22 protein-coding genes and 1 pseudogene are annotated in these 23,933 nt (G+C 66.8%); 7 read left to right on the top strand and 16 right to left on the bottom strand.

Annotated features, from left to right (window positions below; all coding sequences use genetic code 11):
- Window positions 1-99 precede the first annotated feature (99 nt).
- The 4 genes from MTY59_RS00540 to MTY59_RS00525 form a co-directional block, all read right to left on the bottom strand.
- Entirely contained in the window at window positions 100-528 is a 429-nt protein-coding gene (locus MTY59_RS00540; protein WP_221046179.1) for a hypothetical protein, read from the bottom strand.
- A 75-nt stretch (window positions 529-603) separates the two neighbouring features.
- A complete protein-coding gene (locus tag MTY59_RS00535) occupies window positions 604-789 on the bottom strand; it encodes a hypothetical protein (protein ID WP_221043955.1) in 186 nt (61 codons plus the stop codon).
- A gap of 29 nt (window positions 790-818) precedes the next feature.
- Complete coding sequence (locus MTY59_RS00530; protein WP_221043954.1) at window positions 819-2,252, bottom strand: hypothetical protein; 1,434 nt, start codon at window positions 2,250-2,252, stop codon at window positions 819-821.
- Window positions 2,253-2,451: 199 nt separating this feature from the next.
- Complete coding sequence (locus MTY59_RS00525) at window positions 2,452-4,887, bottom strand: glycogen/starch/alpha-glucan phosphorylase (RefSeq protein ID WP_221046178.1); 2,436 nt, start codon at window positions 4,885-4,887, stop codon at window positions 2,452-2,454.
- Window positions 4,888-5,182: 295 nt separating this feature from the next.
- Here MTY59_RS00525 and MTY59_RS00520 point away from each other — a divergent pair, with 295 nt between their 5' ends.
- Window positions 5,183-6,682 (top strand): MFS transporter, encoded by a 1,500-nt coding sequence (locus MTY59_RS00520; RefSeq protein ID WP_415822778.1) that lies wholly within the window; start codon window positions 5,183-5,185, stop codon window positions 6,680-6,682.
- A 55-nt stretch (window positions 6,683-6,737) separates the two neighbouring features.
- Here the strand turns inward: MTY59_RS00520 and MTY59_RS00515 are convergent, their stop codons facing one another.
- On the bottom strand, window positions 6,738-7,061 hold the full coding sequence (locus MTY59_RS00515; RefSeq protein ID WP_076051517.1) for a DMT family transporter: 324 nt from the start codon (window positions 7,059-7,061) through the stop codon (window positions 6,738-6,740).
- A 91-nt stretch (window positions 7,062-7,152) separates the two neighbouring features.
- On the opposite strand from MTY59_RS00515, the gene MTY59_RS00510 reads away from it, so the two are divergent.
- From MTY59_RS00510 to MTY59_RS00495, 4 genes are all read left to right on the top strand, one after another.
- The gene (locus MTY59_RS00510) at window positions 7,153-8,076 is read left to right on the top strand and encodes an alpha/beta hydrolase (RefSeq protein ID WP_221043953.1); all 924 of its coding nucleotides are present in this window, start codon (window positions 7,153-7,155) and stop codon (window positions 8,074-8,076) included.
- Window positions 8,073-8,501 carry a DoxX family protein gene (locus MTY59_RS00505; RefSeq protein WP_221043952.1) on the top strand — a complete coding sequence of 143 codons (429 nt, stop codon included), beginning with the start codon at window positions 8,073-8,075 and terminating at the stop codon, window positions 8,499-8,501. The genes MTY59_RS00510 and MTY59_RS00505 overlap by 4 nt, the downstream gene beginning before the upstream one ends.
- Window positions 8,502-8,589: 88 nt before the next feature.
- Window positions 8,590-9,387 (top strand): SDR family NAD(P)-dependent oxidoreductase, encoded by a 798-nt coding sequence (locus tag MTY59_RS00500; RefSeq protein ID WP_221043951.1) that lies wholly within the window; start codon window positions 8,590-8,592, stop codon window positions 9,385-9,387.
- Window positions 9,388-10,347: a phosphotransferase family protein gene (locus MTY59_RS00495; protein ID WP_221043950.1), complete on the top strand. Its 960-nt coding sequence runs from the start codon at window positions 9,388-9,390 to the stop codon at window positions 10,345-10,347.
- 15 nt (window positions 10,348-10,362) lie between these two features.
- Here the strand turns inward: MTY59_RS00495 and MTY59_RS00490 are convergent, their stop codons facing one another.
- Window positions 10,363-10,608, bottom strand: coding sequence for a hypothetical protein (locus tag MTY59_RS00490; RefSeq protein ID WP_221046690.1), 246 nt, complete (start codon window positions 10,606-10,608; stop codon window positions 10,363-10,365).
- Window positions 10,609-10,778: 170 nt separating this feature from the next.
- Between MTY59_RS00490 and MTY59_RS00485 the strand changes: the two genes are divergently transcribed.
- Window positions 10,779-11,462: an MspA family porin gene (locus MTY59_RS00485; RefSeq protein ID WP_221046176.1), complete on the top strand. Its 684-nt coding sequence runs from the start codon at window positions 10,779-10,781 to the stop codon at window positions 11,460-11,462.
- 13 nt (window positions 11,463-11,475) lie between these two features.
- Here MTY59_RS00485 and MTY59_RS00480 read toward each other — a convergent pair whose 3' ends face one another.
- The 4 genes and pseudogenes from MTY59_RS00480 to MTY59_RS00465 form a co-directional block, all read right to left on the bottom strand.
- The gene (locus MTY59_RS00480; RefSeq protein ID WP_221043949.1) at window positions 11,476-12,771 is read right to left on the bottom strand and encodes an acyl-CoA dehydrogenase family protein; all 1,296 of its coding nucleotides are present in this window, start codon (window positions 12,769-12,771) and stop codon (window positions 11,476-11,478) included.
- Between the two features lie 3 nt (window positions 12,772-12,774).
- Window positions 12,775-13,919: pseudogene (locus MTY59_RS00475) on the bottom strand (CaiB/BaiF CoA transferase family protein).
- Window positions 13,916-14,692 carry an enoyl-CoA hydratase/isomerase family protein gene (locus tag MTY59_RS00470; protein WP_415822777.1) on the bottom strand — a complete coding sequence of 259 codons (777 nt, stop codon included), beginning with the start codon at window positions 14,690-14,692 and terminating at the stop codon, window positions 13,916-13,918. The pseudogene MTY59_RS00475 and the gene MTY59_RS00470 overlap by 4 nt, the downstream one beginning before the upstream one ends.
- A 2-nt stretch (window positions 14,693-14,694) precedes the next feature.
- The gene (locus MTY59_RS00465; protein ID WP_250160916.1) at window positions 14,695-15,903 is read right to left on the bottom strand and encodes an acetyl-CoA C-acetyltransferase; all 1,209 of its coding nucleotides are present in this window, start codon (window positions 15,901-15,903) and stop codon (window positions 14,695-14,697) included.
- A gap of 223 nt (window positions 15,904-16,126) precedes the next feature.
- Here MTY59_RS00465 and MTY59_RS00460 point away from each other — a divergent pair, with 223 nt between their 5' ends.
- Window positions 16,127-17,083, top strand: a complete 957-nt coding sequence (locus MTY59_RS00460) for an LLM class F420-dependent oxidoreductase (RefSeq protein WP_221043947.1) — start codon at window positions 16,127-16,129, stop codon at window positions 17,081-17,083.
- Between the two features lie 3 nt (window positions 17,084-17,086).
- Here MTY59_RS00460 and MTY59_RS00455 read toward each other — a convergent pair whose 3' ends face one another.
- The 6 genes from MTY59_RS00455 to MTY59_RS00430 all read right to left on the bottom strand — a co-directional run bounded on the left by MTY59_RS00455 (window position 17,087) and on the right by MTY59_RS00430 (window position 23,926).
- Window positions 17,087-17,917 carry an oxidoreductase gene (locus tag MTY59_RS00455; protein ID WP_221043946.1) on the bottom strand — a complete coding sequence of 277 codons (831 nt, stop codon included), beginning with the start codon at window positions 17,915-17,917 and terminating at the stop codon, window positions 17,087-17,089.
- Between the two features lie 17 nt (window positions 17,918-17,934).
- Window positions 17,935-18,813 carry a polyphosphate kinase 2 gene (gene ppk2, locus MTY59_RS00450; protein WP_221043945.1) on the bottom strand — a complete coding sequence of 293 codons (879 nt, stop codon included), beginning with the start codon at window positions 18,811-18,813 and terminating at the stop codon, window positions 17,935-17,937.
- A gap of 30 nt (window positions 18,814-18,843) precedes the next feature.
- Window positions 18,844-19,509 (bottom strand): nitroreductase family protein, encoded by a 666-nt coding sequence (locus MTY59_RS00445; protein ID WP_221043944.1) that lies wholly within the window; start codon window positions 19,507-19,509, stop codon window positions 18,844-18,846.
- Between the two features lie 14 nt (window positions 19,510-19,523).
- Complete coding sequence (locus MTY59_RS00440) at window positions 19,524-21,041, bottom strand: Hsp70 family protein (protein WP_221043943.1); 1,518 nt, start codon at window positions 21,039-21,041, stop codon at window positions 19,524-19,526.
- Window positions 21,042-21,223: 182 nt separating this feature from the next.
- The gene (locus MTY59_RS00435; protein ID WP_221043942.1) at window positions 21,224-21,508 is read right to left on the bottom strand and encodes a hypothetical protein; all 285 of its coding nucleotides are present in this window, start codon (window positions 21,506-21,508) and stop codon (window positions 21,224-21,226) included.
- Window positions 21,509-21,646: 138 nt separating this feature from the next.
- Window positions 21,647-23,926 (bottom strand): carbon starvation CstA family protein, encoded by a 2,280-nt coding sequence (locus MTY59_RS00430; protein WP_221043941.1) that lies wholly within the window; start codon window positions 23,924-23,926, stop codon window positions 21,647-21,649.
- Between the last annotated feature and the right edge of the window lie 7 nt (window positions 23,927-23,933).

The following is a 23,933-nucleotide window of genomic DNA, read 5'->3' as shown; positions in this document are numbered from 1 at the left end:
TGCAAAGACTAGCGACAACGCAACCGCAACGCGACCCCGAGCTGCTGGCGGCGTACCGATCTGCCCGTGACCGCATCAGACGCCCGGTCCGATGTGTCATCAGGACAATTTCCGCAGCCGCCTTCTCAAACGTCTGCTGCGCAGAATCTGAGTCGTGAAGTTCGTGGCGGCCAACATCGGGAACACCCCGAGAAATGTCCGTTCCGAGGGCGTCGCACCGTGCAAGTGGTAAAGGCTGCCGAACACATAAAAGCATCCCGCACTGAATAAAGCAGCGGGGATGGAGAACGTCATCAGGGAGCTGCGACGGCCAACGATCTCCCGCGCATAATCCAACTCTTCCTGCGACATTGGTTCGCCTTTGCGCACTTTACGCGTAACGGCTTTGGCACTGCCAATTTCGTCGCTTATCGGAAGAGGCGTTCGGTCTCCCAACCGTTTCACGTATACAGCGGCGAGAGCAACGAACATCAACGCCAGCGCAAGGCTTACTACCGTGAGGAAACCGAAGAGACCCGACTCCAGCATTTCGGTCATCTGCTCTCCTGCCGAACCATCGAAGACTCCTCAGAACGCTACCTCAGTAGCCGTCGCCGCCCGGCGTCAGCGCTTTCCGGAATCCTGGTCCTTGATCACATCCCGAACGATCAACACGACCAGGACGATCAGCGCGAGTGGCACCAGCAGTTTGAAGACGATTGACGCGTGGCTGTACAGCAGGCCATAAGCAACCGCTCCGATCACCACCATGGCGAGCAGGATGGCGCGATTGATCTTGTCCGTACTCATTGAAGAAACCTAACTTCTCTCGCGTTACGTCAAAACCCGAAGTCGCCGCTACCGCCGGAATCGGACCCGCCGCCGAAATCGGAACCGCTCGAGTCCCAGCCGCCGCCGGAGTCCCATCCTCCGTCAAAGCCCACGTCACCGCCGCCGGAGTATGCGTCGTCGCCGCCGGAGAATCCCACGTCGGCCGGTGGGCTGTCGTAGCCTGCGGCCTGTCCGCCGTCATAGCCGTAGCTGTTGGCATCGGCGAAGGCGGAGTCGCGGCCGGCCTCGAATCCGCGCTCGTAGCTGCCGCCCCAGTGGTCGTCGAGCAGCGCATCCATCAGCAGCACGTCGGCCAGCGCCCACGTCCAGCCCGGACCCCAGAACGCGTATGGGTAATAGCCGGGGTAGAAGAACATCCCGTTGTGGTAGCCACCGCCGTAGTAGTACGGATAGCCGGGCTGCGCCGTGGTGCTGTAGTTGTTGTTGTTGATCGTCACCGATTCGCCGGTGTCGAGGTCCTTGGTGCGCACGGTGGCCTGCTTGCGATCGTCGGCCGGCACCGAAGTCACGGCGGCAACGTCGGGCCTGGGTTGCCGGGGGTCGAGCTTGCGGTTCGCCTTGGCGACCGTGGACTCCACCACCCGAAGATGCGCCCGCGCGGCGCCGTAATCGCCTTTGCCATAAGCATTTCGGGCGTCGTACAGGCTGGCGTTGGCTTTCAACGACTCGGCGCTGACATCGGCGCCGCTCTCGGTCAGCACCGCGTTGTCGAGGTCGCTGACACTCGAGGTGGCCGCGATCAACTCCTGCTTGATCTCCTCGCGCGCCTCGGAGTTCTTGCGGTGCTTGCGATTTCGGCCCACTGCGAACCAGAGCAGGCCGGCCATGACCAGCCCGATGCCCACGATGACCAGCGTCACCTTCAGCCAGGCCCAGTCGTCGTGCTTTTGGTGCGCGACGGGAGAGGTGGTCACCGGACCGCGAGCGGCCGCGTTGACGCTCGCCAGCTTGCCCACAAAGGCGCTCGTCGCGCCGTACGGGTCGTTGCGATGATCTTTCGCCGACTGATTCATCAATCGATCGACGTTGTCCGCGATGGCTTTCGGCACGTTGTAGGCGCGCACGTGGTAGCCGCGAGAGTCGATCACCAGAATGACGCCGCTGAATTCGGCGTTGCGGGCCAGCATGGCGTCATGGACGGCGTCGGCCGTGGTCACGCCGCTCTGCGCGGGCGACACCGCAGCGACCCAGATCGGAGGTCCCGAACTCCACGTCCACGAGCTGGTGAGGATCTGCTGATTCAGCTTGTCGGGGTTCTGCAGCGGCGGTCTGGCGCCCGGGTCGACCACCACGTGCGTCCGGGCATCGAACCTGTTCACCAGCTGGTCTGTGTAGGTGTCGGCCGAGACGGACGGAGCGAACAGCAGTGCCAGCACCATGGTCAACGCAGCCACCGCGAGGTTGCGGAAGCGTGAAGTCACATCTCTCCTGCCGTCGTTGCGCCGGTCCTTGCGGCGGGCCGCGGAAACGTCCACTTGCGACGTAATCCTCGATGTCAGCACCGCCGAATACCGCGAGGAGTTCCTCAGCGTGAGCGCCCACCCTAGCCCGTTTCTGGCGGATCCGCCGCCGGGGCGGCAGGCTAACCGCGAGCGCAGTGCCGGATTTGCCCGCTCACCACTAGATTTTGACCGTCAGTGGCCAGACGTTCCAGATCTCGTCGCAGTACTCCGTGATGGCGCGATCCGACGAGAACTTGCCGCTGCGTGCGGTGTTGAGGATCGACATCTTGGTCCACGATTCCCGGTCCTGCCACGCCGCGTTGACCCGCTCCTGGCAGTCCATGTAGGACGCGTAGTCGGCGCACACCAGGAAGGGGTCGTCGTAGCGCAGGTTGTCCACCAGGGGCCGGAAGACTTCGGTGTCGCCGCGCGAGAACGTCCCGTCGGCAATGAGATCCAGCACCGCGCGCAGCTCGTCGTTGCCGTCGATGTAATCGGCCGGACGATACCCGCTGGCCTTGGCCGCCGCGACCTGCTCCTCCGTCAGGCCGAACAGGAAGAAGTTCTCCGGCCCGACTTCGTCGCGCATCTCGACGTTCGCACCGTCCAGGGTGCCGATCGTCAGCGCCCCGTTGATCATGAACTTCATGTTCCCGGTGCCGGAGGCTTCCTTGCCTGCGGTGGAGATCTGCTCGGACAGATCGGCGGCCGGGTAGATCATATGGGCGTTCTGCACGTTGAAGTTGGGCACGAATGCCACCTTCAGGAATCGGTTCACGTCCGGGTCCGCGTTCACCGTTTCCCCGACCGCGTTGATCAGCTTGATGATGCGCTTGGCCAGGAAATACCCGGGAGCGGCCTTGCCGCCAAAGATGAAGGCGCGCTGGGGGATCGATAGGCCGGGATTCTGCTTGAGCCGGTGGTAGAGCGCGACGACGTGCAGGACGTTGAGGTGCTGGCGCTTGTATTCGTGGATGCGCTTGACCTGGACATCGAACATCCAGTCCGGGTTCAGTTCGACGCCGGCGACCGAGTGGATGTATTTGGCCAGGCGTGACTTGTTGTTGCGTTTGATGTCACGCCACTCGCGCCGGAAGGCGGCGTCGTCGATGAACGGTTCGAGCCCGCGCAGGCGGCCCAGGTCGGTCAACCAGCCGTCACCGACGGTGCGGTCCAGCAGTTCGCGCAGCCCCGGGTTGGCCAGCGCGAGGAAGCGGCGTGGCGTCACACCGTTGGTCTTGTTGCTGAACCGTTCCGGCCACATCTCATAAAAGTCTTTGAGCACACTGCTTTTCAGCAACTGCGAGTGAAGTGCGGCGACGCCGTTGATGGCGTGGCTGCCGACGGTGGCCAAGTGTGCCATCCGGACGTTCTTGCCGCCGTTCTCACCGATCAACGACATCCGGGCGACGCGGTCCTCGTCACCGGGAAAGCGGCTGCGCACCTCGTCGAGGAACCGGCGGTTGATCTCGTAGATGATCTCGAGGTGGCGGGGCAGCGACTCGGCGAACAGCTCCAGCGGCCAGGTCTCGAGCGCCTCGGGCAGCAGGGTGTGGTTGGTGTAGCCGAACGTCGCGACGGTGATGTCCCACGCCTCGTCCCAGTCCAATTCGCGCTCGTCGACCAGCAGCCGCATCAGCTCAGCGACGCCGATCGAGGGATGGGTGTCGTTGAGCTGCAAGGCAAACCGCTGCGGTAGTTCCTTGACGGACACGTCGGCGAGATCGTCCATGATGTGCAGCACATGTTGCAGCGAGCAGGACACGAAGAAGTACTGCTGCAGCAGGCGAAGCCGCTTGCCGGCGTCGGGCTCGTCATTGGGGTACAGCACCTTGGTGACGGTCTCGGACGTGACCTCGTCCTCGACCGCCTTGTAGTAGTCACCGGTGTTGAAGGCCTCCAACGCGAATGACTTGACGGCGCGCGCGCTCCACAACGTCAGCACGTTGCAGGTGTTGACGCCGTAACCCTGGATGGGTGTGTCATATGCGGTGCCCTTCAGCAGCCGTCCGGGTACCCAGCGCACGCGGTCGTGGCCGGCCTCATCGGTGTAGTGCTCGGCGTAGCCGCCCCACTTGACCAAAAAGCTGACGTCGGGTTTGGCGATCTCCCAAGGGTTTCCGTTGTCCAGCCAGTTGTCGGTCTGCTCGACCTGCCAGCCGTCGTGGATTTCCTGATCGAAGATGCCGAATTCGTAGCGGATGCCGTAGCCGATCGCGGGGCGCTCCAGGGTGGCCAGCGAGTCCAGGTAGCACGCGGCGAGCCTGCCGAGGCCGCCGTTGCCCAGCCCGGGCTCCTCCTCGCAGGCCAGCACCGTGTCGAGGTTCTGGCCCATCGCCGCCAGCGCCTCGCGCGCGGCCCGCTCCATCTGGAGGTTCAGCAGGTTGTTGCCCAGTTGCGGGCCCATCAGGAATTCGGCCGACAGGTAGCAGGTCACCTTGCGCCCGAGGTCGAGTGAGGTCTGCGTCGAGACCACCCGGCGGTCCTGCATGCGGTCGCGCACCGCAAGAGCGAGCGCGCGGTAGTAGTGCTCCGGGCGCCGGGCCGCCGCCGGGCGCCCGATCGAGTAGCGCAGGTGGTCGTTGATCGCCCGCTGTAGCGCCGCCGCCCCCATCCCGGTGCGAGAATGCTCGATCAAGTCGGCCCGGGCGGGGCTGCCGGGGGAGAGTCCGTCGGAGGGCGTCTGATCGACGTCGGTCATTGGGGGTCCTACTCGCTAGAGATGGTGTCAGCACGGCGTGGCCTACCCAGTGGTGTGCAGGCCGTCAGTCTCGCAGCGATGTTTGCACATCAGGAGCGGAATTGACGTCTGCCACGTGAACGAAAGCTCACGTACTGGCGACGAGAGAGCATTGCCAGGCGGGGTCGGGTAGCTGCGGCGACGACCCCATAGCGCAGAATGCTCACTCGTGGGCCGGCCTGGTGGCGGTGAATCGACGGAGCCACGTCAACTGCCGTTGGCGTCGACCGGCGCGCGTTGGCTCATCGCCGCGGCGGTCCTCGGTTCGGGGATTGCGCTCCTCGACGGGACCGTGGTCAACGTTGCGCTGCCAACCATCGGCCGGGAGCTTGGTGGGGGTCTGACCGGTCAACAGTGGGTCCTCGATGGCTACCTGTTGACGTTGAGCGCCTTGCTCCTCTCCGGAGGCGCTGCGGGCGACCGGTACGGCCGGCGACGGGTCTTTCTTGCCGGACTGGCGGTTTTCAGCGTGGCTTCTCTCGGCTGCGGTTTGGCGCCGACGATCGGATGGCTGATCGGTGCTCGGCTGGTGCAGGGTGTCGGCGCGGCGGCGTTGGTCCCAGGCAGCCTTGCCCTGATCGACGCCGGCATCACCGACGGCGACCGCGGCCGTGCCGTCGGTCTCTGGGCGGGCATGTCCGGTGTGACGACGGCGCTGGGTCCGTTCATCGGCGGCTGGCTGGTCGACGCGGCGTCGTGGCGCTGGGTTTTCCTCTTGAACCTTCCGCTGGCCGTCGCGGTGGCATGGATCGCTATGCGGCACATCTCGGAATCTCGCGACCAAACCGCACGCGGCGGCCCCGACATCCTCGGGGCTGCCGCCGTCACGGTAGGCCTGGCGGGGGTGATCTTCGCGCTGATCGAGGCCCCTTCGCGCGGCTGGACATTCGTGACTGTCACCGCCGCCTGCGTGGGGCTGACGGGGTTGGTCGCTTTCCCCTTGATTGAACGACGCGCACCGTCGCCGCTGTTGCCTCAAAAGCTTTTCCGCTCAAGGCAATTCACCGGCGCAAACCTCACGACCTTGGCCGTGTACACGGCGATCGGCGGTGCGTTGTTTCTGTTGGCGCTGCAGCTGCAACAAAGCCTGCACTACTCTGCCCTCGCGGCCGGTCTGGCGACGCTGCCGATGACGATCATCATGATGATCGGCTCCCCATTGGCAGGTGCGTTGGGGCAGCGGACCGGTCCCAGGCTGCCCATGACGGTCGGCCCGTTGGTCGCTGCGGGCGGGGTGGCGTTGATGGCGCGTATCGTGCCCGGGGCGACGTACCTGGCTGCAGTCCTGCCCGCGGTGGTTATCTTCAGCGTCGGCCTGGCGATCACTGTGGCACCTCTGACGGCAGCCGTTCTTTCTGCTGTTCCTGATGCCTACGCCGGAACCGCTTGGGGTGTCAACAACGCGGTTTCGAGGATCGCGGGCCTGCTCGCAATCGCCGTGTTGCCAGTCGCCGCCGGGATCGACGCAGCCCCCGGGACGCCCCTTGGCCCCGGCTTCTCGCTCGCGATGATCATCATCGCAGTCGTATGTGTGGTGGGCGGAAGTGTCGCGCTGCTGACGATTCGCACCGGCGCCGACTTTGCGCATCAATTGGTGCCGGGCATCAACCACGCCTGCCAAGACCCGTGCACCCGACGACCGCGCAGCCGCACGCCGGACGCTGTGTAGTTCTGCCACAGGAGCGCAAGGATTCGTTGGTTGCCACAGCGGACGACCCGGGCGGTCAGTGCGCGCCGGTCAGATTCAGCGTCACCACCCCCGCGATGATCAGGCCGACGCCGAGAACCTTCGTCACGGATATCGACGAGCCCAGGAACAGAACGGCGATCAGCACGATCAGGGCGGTACCGATCGCGGACCACAACGCGTAGGCGACGTCGGTCTGCATACCGCGCGAAATCGACACCGCCAGCAGCGCGAACGAGACGGCATAACCGATCAGGCACACCACTGTCGGCCACAATCGGCTGAAGCCGTCGGTGCTCTTGAGCAGGCTGGTCGCTATCACCTCTGCGAATATGGCGCCGAGGAGAAAGAGATAGGTCAAAACGCCTCCTTATAACCCAGGTACACGTACGTATTTACCTGACAGGGATGCAATGGACGTCGTCTCCCGCTCGCCGACGAAGGGTTGCCGTATGACGCTTGCCGGGCATCCACTGGAGCTCGATGTCAGCGAGGTGATCGGGGAACGCGCGTCACTGGCCGCGACGTACTATCCCGCCCGCGGCGACGAGCGGGCACCCGCGGTGCTGGTTTGCCTGCCGGGCGGTACCTACAGCCGCGAATACTGGGACCTCGACATTCCCGGCCACCACGGGTACAGCTTCGCCGGTTTCGCCACCGGGAACGGCTACGCCGTCGTGACCATCGATCCCTTGGGTACCGGCGAAAGCTCGCAGCCCGCACGCGATTTCGGCTTCGGCGATATCGCCGCGACGCTGGCGTGTGCCGTTTCCGGCCTATCGCACGCCATCGGCCTGCACGCGCCGCCGGTCGCCGTGGCGCATTCGCTGGGCGGGTATCTGGCCATCACTCAACAGGCGCTGTTCCCCAGTTATGCCGGTCTGGCGGTGCTGGGCTGCACCAACCAACACGTCGCGCCACTGAACCTCGATGCCGCGATAATCGCGCGCTGCGCTTCTCCGCAAGGCCGCACCGATCTGGCCGCCGAGATCCTGTCCGCCCTCCCGCAGCCGTATTTCGAGGGGCCACGCGAGCACCTGCAGAGCTGGTTCCACCTCGCCGACGTGCCCGCCGACGTCGTCGCGGCCGACTCCGTCACCGCCAAGTCGGTCGTGCCCCGGGTGTTCGGCACGGCGATGATCCCCGGCGTCGTCGCGGAGCACGCGGCGCGGATCGACGTCCCGGTGCTCGTGGGTTACGGCGTGCTCGACGTCTCGCCGGATCCGCGCGCCGAGGCCGGCCTGTACCGGAGCAGCCCCGACATCACCACGATCGTGCTGGCCGACAGCGCACACTGCCACAACATGGCGTCAAGCCGGCATCGGCTGTGGCGTCGCCTGCTCGCCTGGGCCGCCACCGTAACCTTGCCAGCGTGATGAATGGGCTCGACCAGAGACTGACCCGCTACGCCCCTGCCGTGCTCAGCCTGTTTCGATGCGTCTACGGTTTGCTCTTCGCCGCATACGGGTCGAGGAGCCTCTTTGACTGGCCGGTCCGCTCGCCCGTTCATATCGGGTTCGGCGTCTGGCCCGAGTGGTACGCCGGAGTGATCGAAATCGGCGCGGGTCTGCTCATCGCAAGCGGGTTGTTCACCCGCGCCGTGGCGTTCGTCGCGTCGGGGGAGATGGCGGTCGCTTACTTCGCGATTCATCAACCCAAGGCGCTTTGGCCCGTCGCCGATCCGCCCGCCGGCAACGGTGGGGCCTTGGCGATCCTGTTCTGCTTCGCCTTCTTCCTGCTGGTCTTCTCCGGCGGCGGCGCCTATTCGCTCGATGCGCTGCGCCGAAAGGCGTACAGCTGAGGCTTCCCCTCGACCGGCGATAATGGCATTCTCTGATACGGAGAAGCTGTTTCCAACGACGGGCGGGTTTGGTTTGGAGAGGTTGACGATGAGCGCACAACGCTGCGACGGGATGGTGGCCCTCGTCACCGGAAGCAGCCGGGGCCTGGGCAAGGCGATCGCCGTGCGGCTGGCCGAAGGCGGGGCCACGGTGGCGTTGACCGCCCGCACGATGGACCCCGATCCGAAGTACCAGGGATCGCTGAGCCAGACGCGCGACGAGATCGTCGCCGCGGGCGGAAAGGCCGTTGCGGTCCAAGCGGACCTGTCCCAATCCGAAGACCGGGAACGCCTTTTCGCCGAAGTGACCGGTGCCATCGGCGCGCCCGACATCCTGGTCAACAACGCCGCGGTGACGTTCCTGCGGCCACTCGACGGGTTTCCCGAGCGACGCGCCCGGCTGATGATGGAGATGCACGTGCTGGGGCCCCTGCATCTGTGTCAGCTGGCGATACCCGCGATGCGTGAACGTGGACGCGGCTGGATCGTGAACCTGACCTCGGTGGGTGGCGACCTGCCGCCCGGGCCGCCGTTCTCGGAGTTCGACCGGACCGCCGGCTTCGGCATCTACGGCACGGCCAAGGCCGCGCTCAATCGGTTGACGAAAAGCCTTGCGGCCGAGCTCTATGACGACGGCATCGCGGTGAATGCCGCCGCCCCGTCCAATCCGGTGGCCACGCCCGGCGCCGGCACCCTCGATCTGGCCAAGACCGACACCGAGGACATCGCGCTTATCACCGAGACGGCGTTCCGGTTGTGCACGGGTGATCCGAAGACGCTGACCGGGCGCGTGGCCCACACCCAGCCTTTCCTCGCCGAGGTCGGCTGGACCGCGCCGGCGGGCTGAATGGCCGAGCTCGACCCCATCGAGCTGCGCCGGCGACTCGACCACGCCGGCGTCACCGATGTCGTCCCGCTTTCCGGGGGAGCTTCCAGTCTGACCTTCGCGGGCACCGGGGACGGCCAGCGCGTGGTGATCAAGGTCGCCCCGCCGGGCGTCGAACCGGTCGCGCACCGCGACGTGCTGCGCCAGGCCCGCATCATCAAAGCACTTGCCGCAACCAGTGTTCCGGTGCCGCAGGTGCTGTGGGAGGACGCGGGGGATCCGCCCGGCACACCACCGCTGTATGTGATGTCGCATATCGAAGGCGATTGTGTGGAACCGTTATTCGACGATTGCCCACACCTGTCCCAGCTAGCCGATCGGTACCGAAATGCGTGCACCACCATGGCCGCTCTGCACGGCCTCGTGCCGGCGAGCCTCGGGCTGGGCGACGAACCGGTGGTCGATCCGGTAGCCGAAGTCCACCGCTGGTCTGACACGTTGCGGACCGTCGACCCGGCGCTGGTGCCGGACTGGCCGAGAGTGCGCGACGCGCTGCTGGATTGCGCGCCGAGCGCGATGCCGCCCCGGGTGGTGCACGGTGACTTCCGGCTGGGAAACCTGCTCGCGGCCGGATCGCGTGTCAACGCCGTCATCGACTGGGAGATCTGGTCGATAGGCGACCCCCGGATCGATGCGGGCTGGTTTTTGATCAACTGCGATCCCGACACGTACCGGCGGGTTGCCGTGCCCGATGTCATGGTGCCACCGATCGCCGAGCTCGCCGAGCTGTACGTTTCTGAGTTGGGTTGCGACGTCAGCGATTTGGGGTGGTTCCTCGCGCTGGCGTGCTTCAAGTCGGCGGCGACCTGGTCGCTGATCGTCAAACACAATCGCCGGAGGCCTGCGCCGCGAGCCGATTTGGAAGCCATGGCAGCGGTTTTGCCGAGACTGCTCGACCGCGCCCGGTCGACGCTGGCTTAGCGTGCGGGATACGCCTTACTGGCAGACGACCAAGAGGTTTTCGCAGATCATTCCGACGTCACCCGTGTCGTTCACGGGCTGGCCCTCATTGGACGGATTGGTCCAGGTGGTCGGGAACGGACTCCATAAGTCGTCGACCCCCGGCGGTTGCGGGCGAGGATCGACGTTCGGGTCCGCGCTCGCGATGCCGGCGCCGCCCGCCACGGCGATGGCCGCCGTCGCGCAGACCAGCAGTGCGCGAGCGCGAGTGCGAAGCGTCATCGCCACCTCCTCGGTTAATGCCGGGATTGTTGGCTTTTCGAGGTCAAGTCTACCTTTGCCTCCTTATCGCGTAACAGTTACAAACTCACAACAACTTCGGCCGGCCGTCCAGCAAATTTCGCTACTCGAATCGTCGGGTGCGTACGGTTTCGCCCGTGAGGCCCATAGCCGTGGTCGTTCGTCGCGCCCTGGTGGCCGTCGTCTGCCTGGCGGTTTCTTTGCCCGCGGCGCCGACGACGGGCGCGGATCCCGACGCCGCCCCGCCCCCTCCCGAAGCGGCTCCGGTGGCCGACGGAGCGTTGCCGTCGAATTTTCCGGTAGTTCTCAATACCCCCGACGGCTGGACCCTTGGCGTGGGCGCCAGAGACGAGGCGCAGGTCCCAGTGGCGCCGCTGACGACCGCGGTGTCGTCCCGCGAATACCTCGCCAGCGGGATATTCGTCGGCTCTTTGGTGGGACCGGGACGGCCCCAGGGCGTCCTCGAGGTGGGTTACGAGATCGGCTGTGGCATCGACATGAGCACGTCCGACGGCGTCACGATCGGCGGCACCGCGGGCATCACCCCGGGTGTGACGGGACCGGTGACGGGTGTGCCGGGTGATGTGCTTCCGTTGGTCGTTGCTCCGATCGCGGGTGTGCTCAACGTGGGGCTCAAGCCCGGCCTGGTGATCGTGGTGCCGGTGGTCAAGAAACAGTTCAGGGGCCCGAATCCATGGGTCATGGTCAGCAACTTCCACGTCAAGATCGACGGGTGCGTGGGCGAATCGTTCATCCGTTCTTATGCGGTGCTGAATCGGGTGACCGACGATTCCGACGTGGTGCTGTCCTACGTCGGTGTCACCAAGAAGGTCTGATCGGGCTCGCTGCTCAGCCGCGGGGGATGCCCGCCAGCTTGTCGGCGAACTTCGCCTCGGCGGCCGCGCGCAACCGCAGCAGGTGCTCGGAGGGAAACAGATCCGGCGCCGGTTCACGGTCTTTCAGCAACAGCCTGGCCAGCGTGACCTTGTGGACTTCGGTCGGGCCATCGGCCAGTCCGAGCACGAAGGACTCGACCAGGTACTGCACGAACGGCATCTCGTGGGTGGTGCCCAACGACCCGTGCACCTGAAGCGCGCGCGACGACACGTCATGCAGGACCTTCTGCATCATCGCCTTCACCGCCGAGATGTCGGCCCGCACGGCCTTATAGTCGTTGAATTGGTCGATCTTCCACGCCGTTTGCAGGGTCAGCAGCCGGAAAGCCTCGATCTCCATCCACGAGTCGGCGACCATCTCCTGCACCAGTTGCTTGTTGGCCAGCGCCTCGCCCTGGGTGTAGCGCGAGACCGTCCGCTCGCAGATCATGTCGTAGATCCGGCGGACCAGGCCCACCGTGCGCATCGCGTGGTGAATCCGCCCGCCGCCCAACCGAGTCTGGGCGACCACGAAGGCCCCGCCGCGCGGGCCCAACATGTGATCAGCGGGCACGCGGACGTTTTCGTACCGGACATAACCCTCACGCCCACCACCGGTCGGTTGGTAGCCCAATCCGACGTCACGCAGCACGTTGATGCCGGGGGTGTCGCCGGGAACGACGAACATCGAGTAACGCTGATAGGGCGGCGCCTCGGGATCGGTCATCGCCATCACGATGATGAACGACGCCATCGAGGCGAACGACGAAAACCACTTCTCTCCGTTGATGACCCAGTGATCGCCATCCTGCACCGCGGTGGTGCGGAATACCTTCGGGTCGGCCCCGCCCTGCGGCTCGGTCATCGAGAAACACGAGATGATCCGGTTGTCCAGCAGCGGGTCCAAATAGCGCTCCTTGAGCTCGGGTGTGCCGTAGTGCGCCAGGATTTCGCTGTTGCCGGAATCGGGCGCCTGCGAGCCGAACACTATCGGCGCGCTTTCCGAGCGACCCAGGATCTCGTTGAGCAACGCCAACTTCACCTGCCCGTAGCCCGGGCCGCCCAGGTGCGGACCCAGGTGGGTCGCCCACAGCCCGCGCTTTTTCACCACCTCCTGCAACGGCGGGATGAGCGCCTGCCGCACCGGGTCGTTGAGGTCGTGAGATTCCTTGACAATCAGGTCGATCGGCTCGCACTCCTCGCGCACGAAGCCTTCGACCCACTGCAGTTGTTCTGCCCACTCCGGGTCGGTGGAGAAGTCCCACGACATCTGCTACCCCTTCTCGCTCTGCGCCACCACGCCGGCGTCCTCCAGCTCGGTGATGGCCTGTGTGTCCAATCCCAGTTCGCCGAGCAGCGCACGCGTGTGATCGCCCGGCAGCGATGGCGGTGCGGGGGCGGCCGGCCGGGTTCGGGAAAAGCGCGGCGCCGGTGCGGGTTGCGCGATGCCGTCGAGCTCGATGAACGTCTGCCGCGCGGCGTTGTGCGGGTGCTGCGGCGCCTCGGTCAGCGAAAGCACCGGTGTCGCACAGCATCCCGGGGTATCGAGGAGACGCTCCCACTCGTCGCGGGTCTTCTCGGCGAAGCGCGCGGCCAGCGTGGCCCGGTTGGCGGCCCACGCCGTCGGATCCCCATCGTCGTGGGGCACGTCCACGTCGAGCCGGCCGCACAGTTCGGCGTAGAACTTCGGCTCCATGGCGCCGACGGCGATGTGGCCTCCGTCGGCCGTGGCGTAGGCCCCGTAGAAGTGCGCGGCCCCGTCGAGCAGATTGTCCTGACGCCGGTCGCGCCACGTGCCGGTGGTAAGCATGCCGAAGTACGGTGCCAGCAGGGCAGCGACGCCGTCGACCATCGCCACGTCGAGGACCTGACCCGCACCCGACTCGCGGGCCTCGAGGATCGCGCTGAGCAGCCCGACCGCCAACAGCATGCCGCCGCCGCCGTAGTCACCGACGAGATTCAGTGGCGGGACCGGTGATTCGGCGGTCCCGATCGCGTGCAGGGCGCCCGTCAGCGCAAGGTAATTGATGTCGTGACCCGCGTGACCGGCCAGCGGCCCCTCCTGTCCGTAGCCGGTCATGCGGGCATAGACCAAGCGAGGATTGCGTTCCCGCAGCGCATCCGGGCCGATGCCCAGACGTTCGGCCACCCCGGGCCGGTACACGTCGACGAAGGCGTCGGCGTCGGCGGCCAGCCGATGGACGAGGTCCCGACCACGTGGATCCTTCACGTCGGCGGCCAGTGACCGCTGGCTGCGACGGACGGTGTGGTCGACGGGGGCAGCGGGCCGTCAACGCCGGCCAGGCCGTCCACGCGGATGACGTCGGCGCCCAAGTCTCCCAACAGCATTCCGCAAAACGGTGCGGGCCCCAGTCCGCCCATCATGACGATGCGCACGCCGCGTAGGGGACCGCTCATGAAGACCACTTCTTGCGGCGGTCGGCTGCCTCGTCGGTCGCGTGGGAAATCACCTGATTGCGGTTCTCCAGTTCCATGGCCGACGCCAGGCTGGTGGCGTCGGTGTTGACCTGAAGGGCGCGTTTGGTCAGTTGGGCTCCGAGCGGGGCATGGCTCGCGATGAGCGACGCCAATTCCACCGCGCGGTCCGCCAACCGGTCCGGCTCGACGACCTCACTGACCAGACCCCGTCGATCGGCTTCGGTGGCCGACACGGTGCGCCCGGTGAGCATCCAGTCGGCGGCCACGCTGGTGCCGACGATGCGCGGCAGGTGGTAGCTCATGCCCATCTCGGCGCCCGTAAGCCCGAGCAGGATGGCCGCGTTGCCGAAAGACGCTGCAGCGGAGCAGATTCGGATGTCAGCGGCCAGGCACAGCGCCAGTCCCGCGCCCACGCACGGGCCGTTGACCGCAGCGATGACCGGCTGCGGCAACGCGTACATCGCTTCGGCGAGGGCTGCCATCCGCTCCTGAAAACGCATCCGGTCCAGCGCGGGCGCGCTGGCCTCCAGCATGGAGGGGCCGAAGTCGCGCATGTCGATGCCCGCACAGAAGCCGCGTCCGGCGCCGGTCAGTACGACGGCGCGCGCCGAGCGGTCGATGGTCAGATCGCGCAAGGCCTGCCGCAATTCGGTTTGCATCGCCTCGTCGATGGCGTTGAGCCGCTGAGGGCGGTTGAGCCGCAGGATGACGACCCCATCGCCGGGCCGCTCGAGCTCCACGGTGTCCGGCATGGTCACACCCGCTCGATGATCGTCGCGGTGCCCATCCCGCCGCCGGTGCACATGGTCACCAGTCCCGTTGTCAGATCGCGGCGTTCGAGCTCGTCCAGCACGGTGCCGATCAGCATCGCGCCGGTGGCGCCGATGGGGTGCCCGAGCGCGATCGCGCCGCCGTTGACGTTGACCAGCTCGGGGTCGATGTCCAGATCGCGCATGGTCTTGAGCGGGACGGCGGCGAAGGCCTCGTTGATCTCCCAGAGATCGATGTCGGCGACCGTCATTCCGGCCCGCTCGAGGCAGCGCTGAGCCGCCGGTCCGGGTGCGGTGAGCATGATGACCGGTTCGCTGCCGATGGCCGCGGTGGCGCGGATCTGCGCTCGCGGCGTCACCCGATGGGTGTGCATCCAGTTCGAGGAGGCCAGCGCCACCGCGGCGGCGCCGTCGACCACGCCGGAGGAATTGCCCGCATGATGCACGTGATCGATGCGCTCGATGCCCGGATAGCGCTGCAGGCAGATCTCGTCGAAGGTGCGCTGCTCACCGTCGGCGTACGCGGCGCCCATCGCGGCGAAGGCCGGTTTGAGGCGGGCCAGCGACTCGGTGGTGGTGCCCGCGCGAGGATGCTCGTCACGCTCGATGCGACCGTCCGGCGTCGGCACGTCGACCAGCGAACGCACGAATCGCTCCTGCTCGATGGCCGCGGCGGCGCGGTGCTGGCTCTGCGCGGCGTAGGCGTCGACGGTCTCGCGGCTGAATCCCTCCAGGGTGGCGATGAGGTCGGCCGTAATACCTTGCGGGACAGTCGGGTACAGGGCGCGAAGGTCGGGGTTGTTGCCGTCGATGGTCGGGACGCCGGCCGTGACGTCCCAGCGCGACATCGACTCGACACCGCCGGCGATCACCAGATCCTCGCTGCCCGCGGCGATGCCGGAGGCCGCAACGGTCACCGCCTGCTGGCCCGACCCGCAGAATCGGCTCAGCGTCATCCCGGGAACGCTCTCGGGCCAGCCGGCCAGCAGCACCGACAGGCGGGCGATGTCGTCGCCGTGGTCTCCGCTGAGGATGCCGTTGCCGGCGATCACGTCGTCGACGTCGGCCGGCTCGAAGCCGACCCGCTCAACGAGCGCGGTGAGGCACCGGGCGAGCAGGGCTTGCGGGTGCACTCCGTGCAGGCCGCCGTCGGGGCGGCCGCGACCGCGGGGCGTGCGGACCGCGTCGAGAATCCAGGCGTCGATGATGGACTCCGATCGTCGTGGGTCGGGCGCTACCGGGGTCGGACGTGACCGGCACAGGTCACCCGCGATCGTAATCTGTCTCTCGACTGCGGAGAACCACCTTCTCCGAAATGGCGAAGCTGTTCTCGCTACGGGGACGGCGGCGGGCGTAGGTCCGCATCGACGCGGCCAACCGGTGCATAACGGGGCACTCAGCGGGTAGCCCGGCGCCATGACCAAGATCGGATACTTTCTCACCTGCGAGCAGTTCGGCCCCAAGGAACTCATCGACCAGGCCAAGCGCGCGGAGGACGCCGGATTCGAGGCGTTGTGGATCTCTGACCACTATCACCCCTGGAACGACGAGCAGGGCCAGAGCCCGTTCGTGTGGGGAGTGATCGGTGCGCTGTCGGAGGCGACGTCGCTGCCGGTCAGCACCGCCGTCACCTGCCCGACCGTCCGGATCCACCCGGCGATCATCGCGCAGGCGTCGGCCACCGCGGCCGTGCAACTCGACGGACGCTTCGTGCTCGGGGTGGGCAGCGGCGAGGCCCTCAACGAGCACATCCTGGGCGATCCCTGGCCGTCCGCCGGGGTGCGCCTCGAGATGCTGGAGGAGTCGATCGACGTCATTCGCAAGCTGCACAAGGGTGGTGAGGTGAGCCACCACGGCAAGCATTACGAGGTGCAGGAGGCGCAGGTCTACACCCGGCCGGAGCAACCGGTGCCGATCTATGTGTCCGCGTTCGGCCCGCAGGCCGTCGAGCTGGCGGCCCGCATCGGCGACGGCTACAGCATCGCCATGCCGGACGGCGACCTGGTCAAGCAATTCCGGGAGGCCGGCGGTGGTGACAAGCCGGTGCAGGGCGGTATGAAGGTCTGCTGGGACGAGGACGCCGACGCCGCCCTGAAAACCGCGCACCGGTTGTGGGCGAACGAGGGCCTGCCCGGCCAGACGTCGCAAATCCTGCCGCGCCCCAAAGATTTCGCGGCACTGCAGTCGCTGGTGCCGCCGGAGACGGTGGCCGAAAGCGTCGCGTGCGGTTCGGACCCCGAAAAGCACATAGCCCAGGTCCGCAAGTACATCGACGCCGACGTCGACGAGATCTACGTGCAGCAGATCGGCCCCGACATGAACGGATTCTTCGCGGCGTGGGAGCAGGGCGTGCTGCCGGAAGTGCGCGGCTAGGGATCAGCCCTCGAAATCGGTGCTGCTGGTGAGCTCTTCCCATTTTCGGATCTCGGCGGCCCGCGCGTCCGCCGTGTAGCGGTAGGCGGCCAGCGCATCGGGCCCGAGCAACAAAAACGCCGGCGGCTCAGCCGATTCGACGGCCGCGATGATGGCGTGGCCGGCCTTGGCGGGGTCGCCCGGCTGATTGCCGTGCATGGTGTCGTTTTCCTTGCGACGCTGCCCCGCGGTGGCGGCGTAGTCATCGATCACGGTGGCCGACTGGGCCAGCGAGCGACCGGCGAAGTCGGTGCGGAAAGCGCCCGGCTCGACAATCGTCACCGAAATGCCCAGCGGGACAAGCTCACCGCGAAGGGCTCCACTGATGCCTTCGATCGCGGCTTTCGCCGCCGAGTAGTAACCGGACCCCACCGGCGTCAGCTGGGCGCCGATCGAGGAGATGTTTACGATGGCGCCGCTGCGCCGCGCCCGCATGGCGGGCAGTACCGCCTTGATCATGGCGACGGTGCCGAAGAAATGCGTCTCGAACAACGCGCGGACGTCGGCGTCGTCGCCTTCCTCGACCGCGGCGCGATACCCGTAGCCGGCGTTGTTGACCAGCACGTCGATCTGGCCGAACCGCTCGACCGCCTGTCGCACGGCCGAGGCGACCTGCGCGGAATCGGTGACATCCAGGGCGGCGGCGAGCACCCGCTCGGGTGCGGTCTCGACGAGGTCGGCGACCGAGGCGGCGTCCCGCGCGGTGACGACGGCGTTGTGGCCGGCGCCGATGACGGCCTCGGCGAGCGCGCGACCGAGCCCGGTCGAGCACCCGGTGATGAGCCATGTGGACATGATCGTTTCCCTTCGCCTCAGTCGGTCAGCGCCCGGCCCACGATCAACGGGTCGGGCTCGCCCACCACCTCATGGTCCTTGTCGTCGTAGTCGGTTTTGGCGAGCACGTAGCGCATGGCGTTGATCCGGGCCCTCTTCTTGTCGTTGCTTCTGACCACGATCCACGGGGCGTCGTCGGTGTCGGTCGCCTCGAACATCGCTTCCTTCGCCGCGGTGTAGTCGTCCCACCTGTTGATCGACTCCATGTCCATCGGCGAGAACTTCCAATTGCGCACGGGGTCGACCAACCGGATGGCGAACCGGGTGCGTTGCTCGGCGGGCGACACCGAAAACCAGAACTTCGTCAAGCTGATCCCGTTGTCGACCAGCATCTGCTCGAAAAGCGGTGCCTGGTCCATGAATTCGGCGTATTGCTCTGGGGTGCAGAATCCCATCACCCTCTCCACGCCGGCGCGGTTGTACCACGACCGATCGAACATAACGATCTCGCCGCCGGCCGGCAGGTGGCAGATGTAGCGCTGGAAATACCACTGCGTTTGTTCACGTTCGCTGGGCTTATCCAGGGCCACCACCCGCGCGCTGCGCGGATTGAGGTGTTCCATGAACCGCTGAATGGTGCCGCCCTTGCCGGCGGCATCACGTCCCTCGCACACGATCACGTGCCGGCCCCCGGTGCGTTTGGCGTGATTTTGCAACTTCAGCAGCTCAACTTGCAGTCGCCGCTTGAGTCCTTCGTATTCGTCCCGCGGCATCCGATGGTCGTAGGGGTATCGCTCGCGCCAGGTATCGATGTGATTGCCCTCCCGGTCGAGCAAGACCGGTTCGTCGTCGTCGCGGTCGTCGACGGTGTATCCGTGTTCGGGAGTCGACAGGGCGTCCAGATCTATCTCGGTCATACTCCGACGCTTACCCGCGGCCCGCGACGCTTAGTCTTCAAAAGCCGGGCCGTCGAACCGATCACGGGTGATGAACTCTGCGATCGGCCTGCGGCGCAGCTTGGTCAGCTGCCGCACCGGTTTGCCCAGCGGCACGACGGCGGCCACCGCGTGCCCGTCGGGGATGCCCAGCAGTTCGCGGACGTGTTCTTCGGCCGCGATCGCCATCGTCGTGATGGTGCCGCCGTAGCCCTCGCTACGCGCGGCGAGCAAGATGTTCCAGATCAGCGGGTAGACCGAGGCCCCGCCGGCGATGCCGACGCGGTCCAGGTTCTGGTCGATGGCGGCGATGACGGCCAGGTCGACCGAAACCACCAGCACGACAGGGGCTTTGGCGATCGGCGCCACGAACGTGTCGGGGATCTCGGTCGCGTCGATGACGTCTTGCGGCACGCCGCTGGGATGCACTGAATTCCAAGGGTTTTCATTCGCCCGCAACTGGGCGAAGTAGCGGCGAGCGGCGGGCTTGCCGAGTTCGGCCAGCCGGCGGCGGACCGATTCGTCACGCACCACGGTGACATGGGCACCCTGCCTGTTGCCGCCGCTGGGAGCGAACCGGGCGTTGTCGAAGATGCGCCCCAGCACCGCATCGGGCAATGGATCGTCGGTGAATTCCCGTGCCGCGAAAGTTGTTCGCATCACGTCGTACAGCTGCATGGCGGGATGGCTCATCAACTCGCGGACGCGCACCGCTCCAGGCGGAAGGTGCGTTCGAACCCGGCCGGCTTCGTCGTCAACGTCACCTCCACCGCACCGCTGGGGGCGATGACGTAGCGCTCCTCGACATCGGGCCCCTCCGTCCAGCGGCCGACCGGCTGACGCCCGAGGTCGTCCCGGTCGTAGAGGGCCGGGTCGAACGGGAACAGCACCGGGTCATAGGGTGTGACGTCGCCGTCGGGACGCCCGTTGACCAGGCGGCTGCATTCGACGAACCGGAAGTGCCCGATGTTGTGTGCCGCTCGATATTTTCGCTTCACCACCAGCGGGGATTGCCCGTCGGCCGGAAGCGAAACGTCCTTGCACACGATCGGGTCGAACACGACACCGGCGCCGGCCTCGGCCTCCCGGAAGACCCCGAAGTTCCTCGAGAAGCGTTCGGACAGCGCAAAACCGGACTCCTTGTCCAAAAAGACGGCGAGTCCGATGGCGGTGGCGGCGAACGGGTGCGGCGAGCGTTTCACCCGCTTCTCGCCGAAGGTGCTGCGCAGCATCCGGGACACCAGCGGGAAGCCGCCGGCCCCGCCGACGACGTATATGCCCGCCACCTCCGACCAGTCCACGTCCTTGCGGCCGCGCGCCGGATCGTGCAGGACCCGGTTGAGCAACTCCGTCGTCTGGTCGACCAGCGGCGCGCACACCGCGTAGACGTCGTCGATGGGGCAGGAGAACGGGGGCCGATCGACCGCGGACAGGTCCACCAGGAAGCGGCGTGTCTGCGGTCCGACGGCTTCCTTGCGGGCGGCGCACTCCTCGGCCAGCAGATCGCGCCCGGCGGCGTCGAGGCCGGGCAGGTTGGCGCCGGCCACCACCAGCTCCACGATTGCCTCGTCGAAGTCGTCACCGCCGAGGCGCTGAATGCCCTCGCTGATGACGACCTCGTTCGCGTGCCCGGTCATCTTCAGCAGCGACGCGTCGAATGTGCCGCCGCCCAGGTCGTAGATGAGGACGTATTCGCGCTTGGCGGTGATGGTGGATCGGTACCGGTGGGCGTATTCCAGGCTCGCGGCGGAGGGCTCGTTGAGCAGCGCGACGACGTGAAAACCGGCGGCCACGTAGGCATCCAGGGTCAGCAGGCGCTGGGCACTCGAGGCGTTAGCCGGCACGCTGATCGCGGCTTCGATGCCCTCGCCCGGCGCCAGGGTGGCGTTCGAGTGCCGCTGCAGATCGGTTTTCAGCTGGGCCAGGAAGCCGGTGAGGAGGTCGGCCAGCCGATAGTCGCGGCCCGCGAGGGTGACCTCGGTCTGTGGTCCGGCGTCGTTGAGCAGGCGTTTGAACGAGCGCAGCACCGACCATCCCGGTTCGTGGCGGACGGCGGCGGCACCCGCGCCGTAGCGCAACTCCCCGGCGGCATTGGCGGCGATCAGCGACGGCCACGCATCCACGCCCTCGAAGGAAACGACGGGATAGTTGCCCCGGTCGACGGCCGCGACGACGGTGTGGGTGGTGCCAAAGTCGATACCGACTCTCATCGCGCAAGTTTAGGACCGCGACGCGGGCTTGGGCACGACCTTTTTGCGCGGCGTGCCGTCGGCGTTCGGTCAGTCCTCGAAATGGCGCTCGTAGTCGTTGCGCTCGAGCCGCCACTGCAGGCTGTGCGTCCCCATTGCGAGCAGCACCATCAACCCGACGCAGGCGACGCTGACGATCGCGTTCACAGCCTGTCCATTTCGCGCGCCATACGGGAGTCTTCGAGGTAGGCGTAATGCGTCGGGTAGTGGGGGTGCCCCGGCTGATTCGCGTCGGTGGCCATCCGTCGCAGCACGGTGGCGATCCGGCCGGCGAGGGGGGCGCGGCGCGTCGCCCGGACTGCGGCGGTGCCGAAGAGCACCTGTTGGGTGCTGATCAGGACCTCTTCGGATGCCGCTTCGACCGAGGGCGGTTGCGGAATGGGCTGGGTGTCGGGCGCGGTCCGGAGTCCCATTGGCGTGACCAGCATTTCGTCCACCTTCTTCGCGTTGGTCTGCCGGTGATGCAGTCAACGTAAGGTCGGCGATCACCAGTAGGCACGCGTAGTCGACTACCTGTTTGTGCGCGGCCCGCCGCGACACCTGGGCAGGTACCGGTCAGGGGGCGGTCAACGCTCCTGAGCGCCGAGGACCCCGGGAGTCGACGTCGGCAGCCCGTCCCACCTGCGTTGCACCTCGCGTTCGGCGGCGGTGGGGACCAGACCCGAGGGCGCGAACAACCTCGAGGGCACCGGGTCTTCCTCCGTCAGCGGCCGGCTCAACTTGCTGCCCGGACCGCGAATTGCCCCGAGCGCGACCAGGACTCCGGCGATCAGCACGACGACGACGGCCACCGCGAACAAGACGGACAGCGTGCCCTGGATGAAGGTGTTGCGGATGACCTCGTCGAGCTGATGGGCGTTCTTGGCCGACCCGAACGACGTCTTGCCGGCGCTCCTGGCGGCCAGGTACCGGAAGTGTTGCGTCCAGTAGCCGACGGCGGGATCCGCGGAGAAGATCTTCTGCCACGACGCGGTCAGCGTGACCATCAGATCCCACAGCAGCGGCACCCCGGGGACCCACGCCCATTTCAGCAGGCCCTTCTTGATGACGATCACGGTGATGACGGTCAGCGCGATCGCCGCGAGCAGCTGGTTGGCGATGCCGAACAGCGGGAACAGGGTGTTGATGCCGCCCAGCGGATCGGTAACGCCCATCAGCAGGATGCCGCCCCATGCGGCGACCACCGCCAGGCTGCAACCCCAGACGCCCGGGCGCCAACTCGGGTTTTGCAGTTTGGCCAGCGGCCCGCCCAGGTTGCCCAGCGCGTCGGAGAGCATGAACCGCGCGACCCGGGTGCCCGCGTCGACGGCGGTCAGGATGAACAGCGCCTCGAACATGATCGCGAAGTGGTACCAGAACGCCTTGAGCCCGGCGCCGCCGAAGGCCCGGTTCAACACCTCGGACATGCCCACCGCCAGCGTCGGGGCGCCGCCGGTGCGTGACACGATCGACTTCTCGCCGACCCCGGCGGCGGCCTGGTTCAGCTGGTCCGCGGTCGCCGGGCCGCCCGACAACCCCAGGCCGTTGACGTAGTGCGCCGCGGTGGCCGCGGTGCCGCCGGTCTGCGCGGCCGGGGCATTGAGCGCGAAGTACACATGCTGGTCGAGGACGGCCGCACTGATCAGCGCCATGACGGCGACGAACGACTCGGTCAGCATGCCGCCGTAGCCGATGAAGCGCATCTGGCTTTCCTTCTCCAGCAGCTTGGGCGTGGTTCCGGACGAGATCAGCGCGTGGAATCCGGACAGCGCGCCGCACGCGATGGTGATGAACAGGAACGGAAACAGCGAGCCGGCGAACACCGGCCCGTCGCCCCGGTGGGCGAACCGCGAGACCGCCGGCGCCTGGATGAGCGGATGCGCGAGGAAGATGCCGAGTGCCAGCAACGTGATGGCCCCGATCTTCATGAACGTCGACAGGTAGTCGCGCGGCGCCAGCAGCAGCCACACCGGCAGCGCCGACGCCACGAAGCCGTAGATGATGATCAGCCAGCAAACGGTGACGGCCGAGAGGTTCAACCACGATGCGCCCCAAGAGGTTTCGCTGACCCAGTTGCCTGAGACCACGGCGAGCATCAGCAACGCGAAACCGATGAGGGAGACCTCGCCTACCCGCCCCGGCCGCAGGAACCGCAGGTAGCAGCCCATGAAGAGGGCGATGGGAATGGTCATGGCGATGGAGAACACGCCCCACGGGCTCTGGGCCAGCCCGCGCACCACCACCAGGGCGAGCACCGCGATGATCATCACCATGATGACGAGCACGCCGACCATCGCGGCGGCCCCGCCGGTGGCGCCCAGCTCGTCGCGCGCCATCTGGCCGAGCGAACGGCCCCGCCGCCGGGTGGAGATCCACAGCACCAGGTAGTCCTGCACCGCCCCGGCGAATACCGCGCCGAGGACGATCCAGATGCTGCAGGGCAGATAGCCCATCTGGGTGGCCAGCACCGGGCCGACGAGCGGCCCGGCCCCGGCGATGGCGGCGAAGTGATGGCCGAAGAGCACCCGACGGTCGGTCGGCACGTAATCGGTGCCGTCGTCGAGGATCTCGGCGGGCGTGGCGTGGTCGTCGCGCGGCCGGACGATCTTCAATTCGATCAGCCGGGCGTAGAACCGGAATCCGATCAGGTAGGTACAGATCGCCGCGACGACGATCCACACCGCGTTCACCGTCTCGCCCCGGGCGAACGCGATGATCGCCCAGGCGACCGCGCCGAGCACGGCGACGATCGCGAACACGATCTTGTGCCGCGCCGTGATGGGGGAGCGGTCGACAACCGCGACGGGTGGCAGGTCATCGTCGGTGTGGATGTAGCTGACGTCGGTGCCGTGCTCTGTGACTGCCACGGCGGAA

The organism is Mycobacterium senriense (assembly GCF_019668465.1).
In the GTDB taxonomy this organism is placed as follows: domain Bacteria; phylum Actinomycetota; class Actinomycetes; order Mycobacteriales; family Mycobacteriaceae; genus Mycobacterium; species Mycobacterium senriense.
Note: the sequence above shows the minus strand (reverse complement) of the source record. Positions and strands in the feature narration are given on the sequence as shown.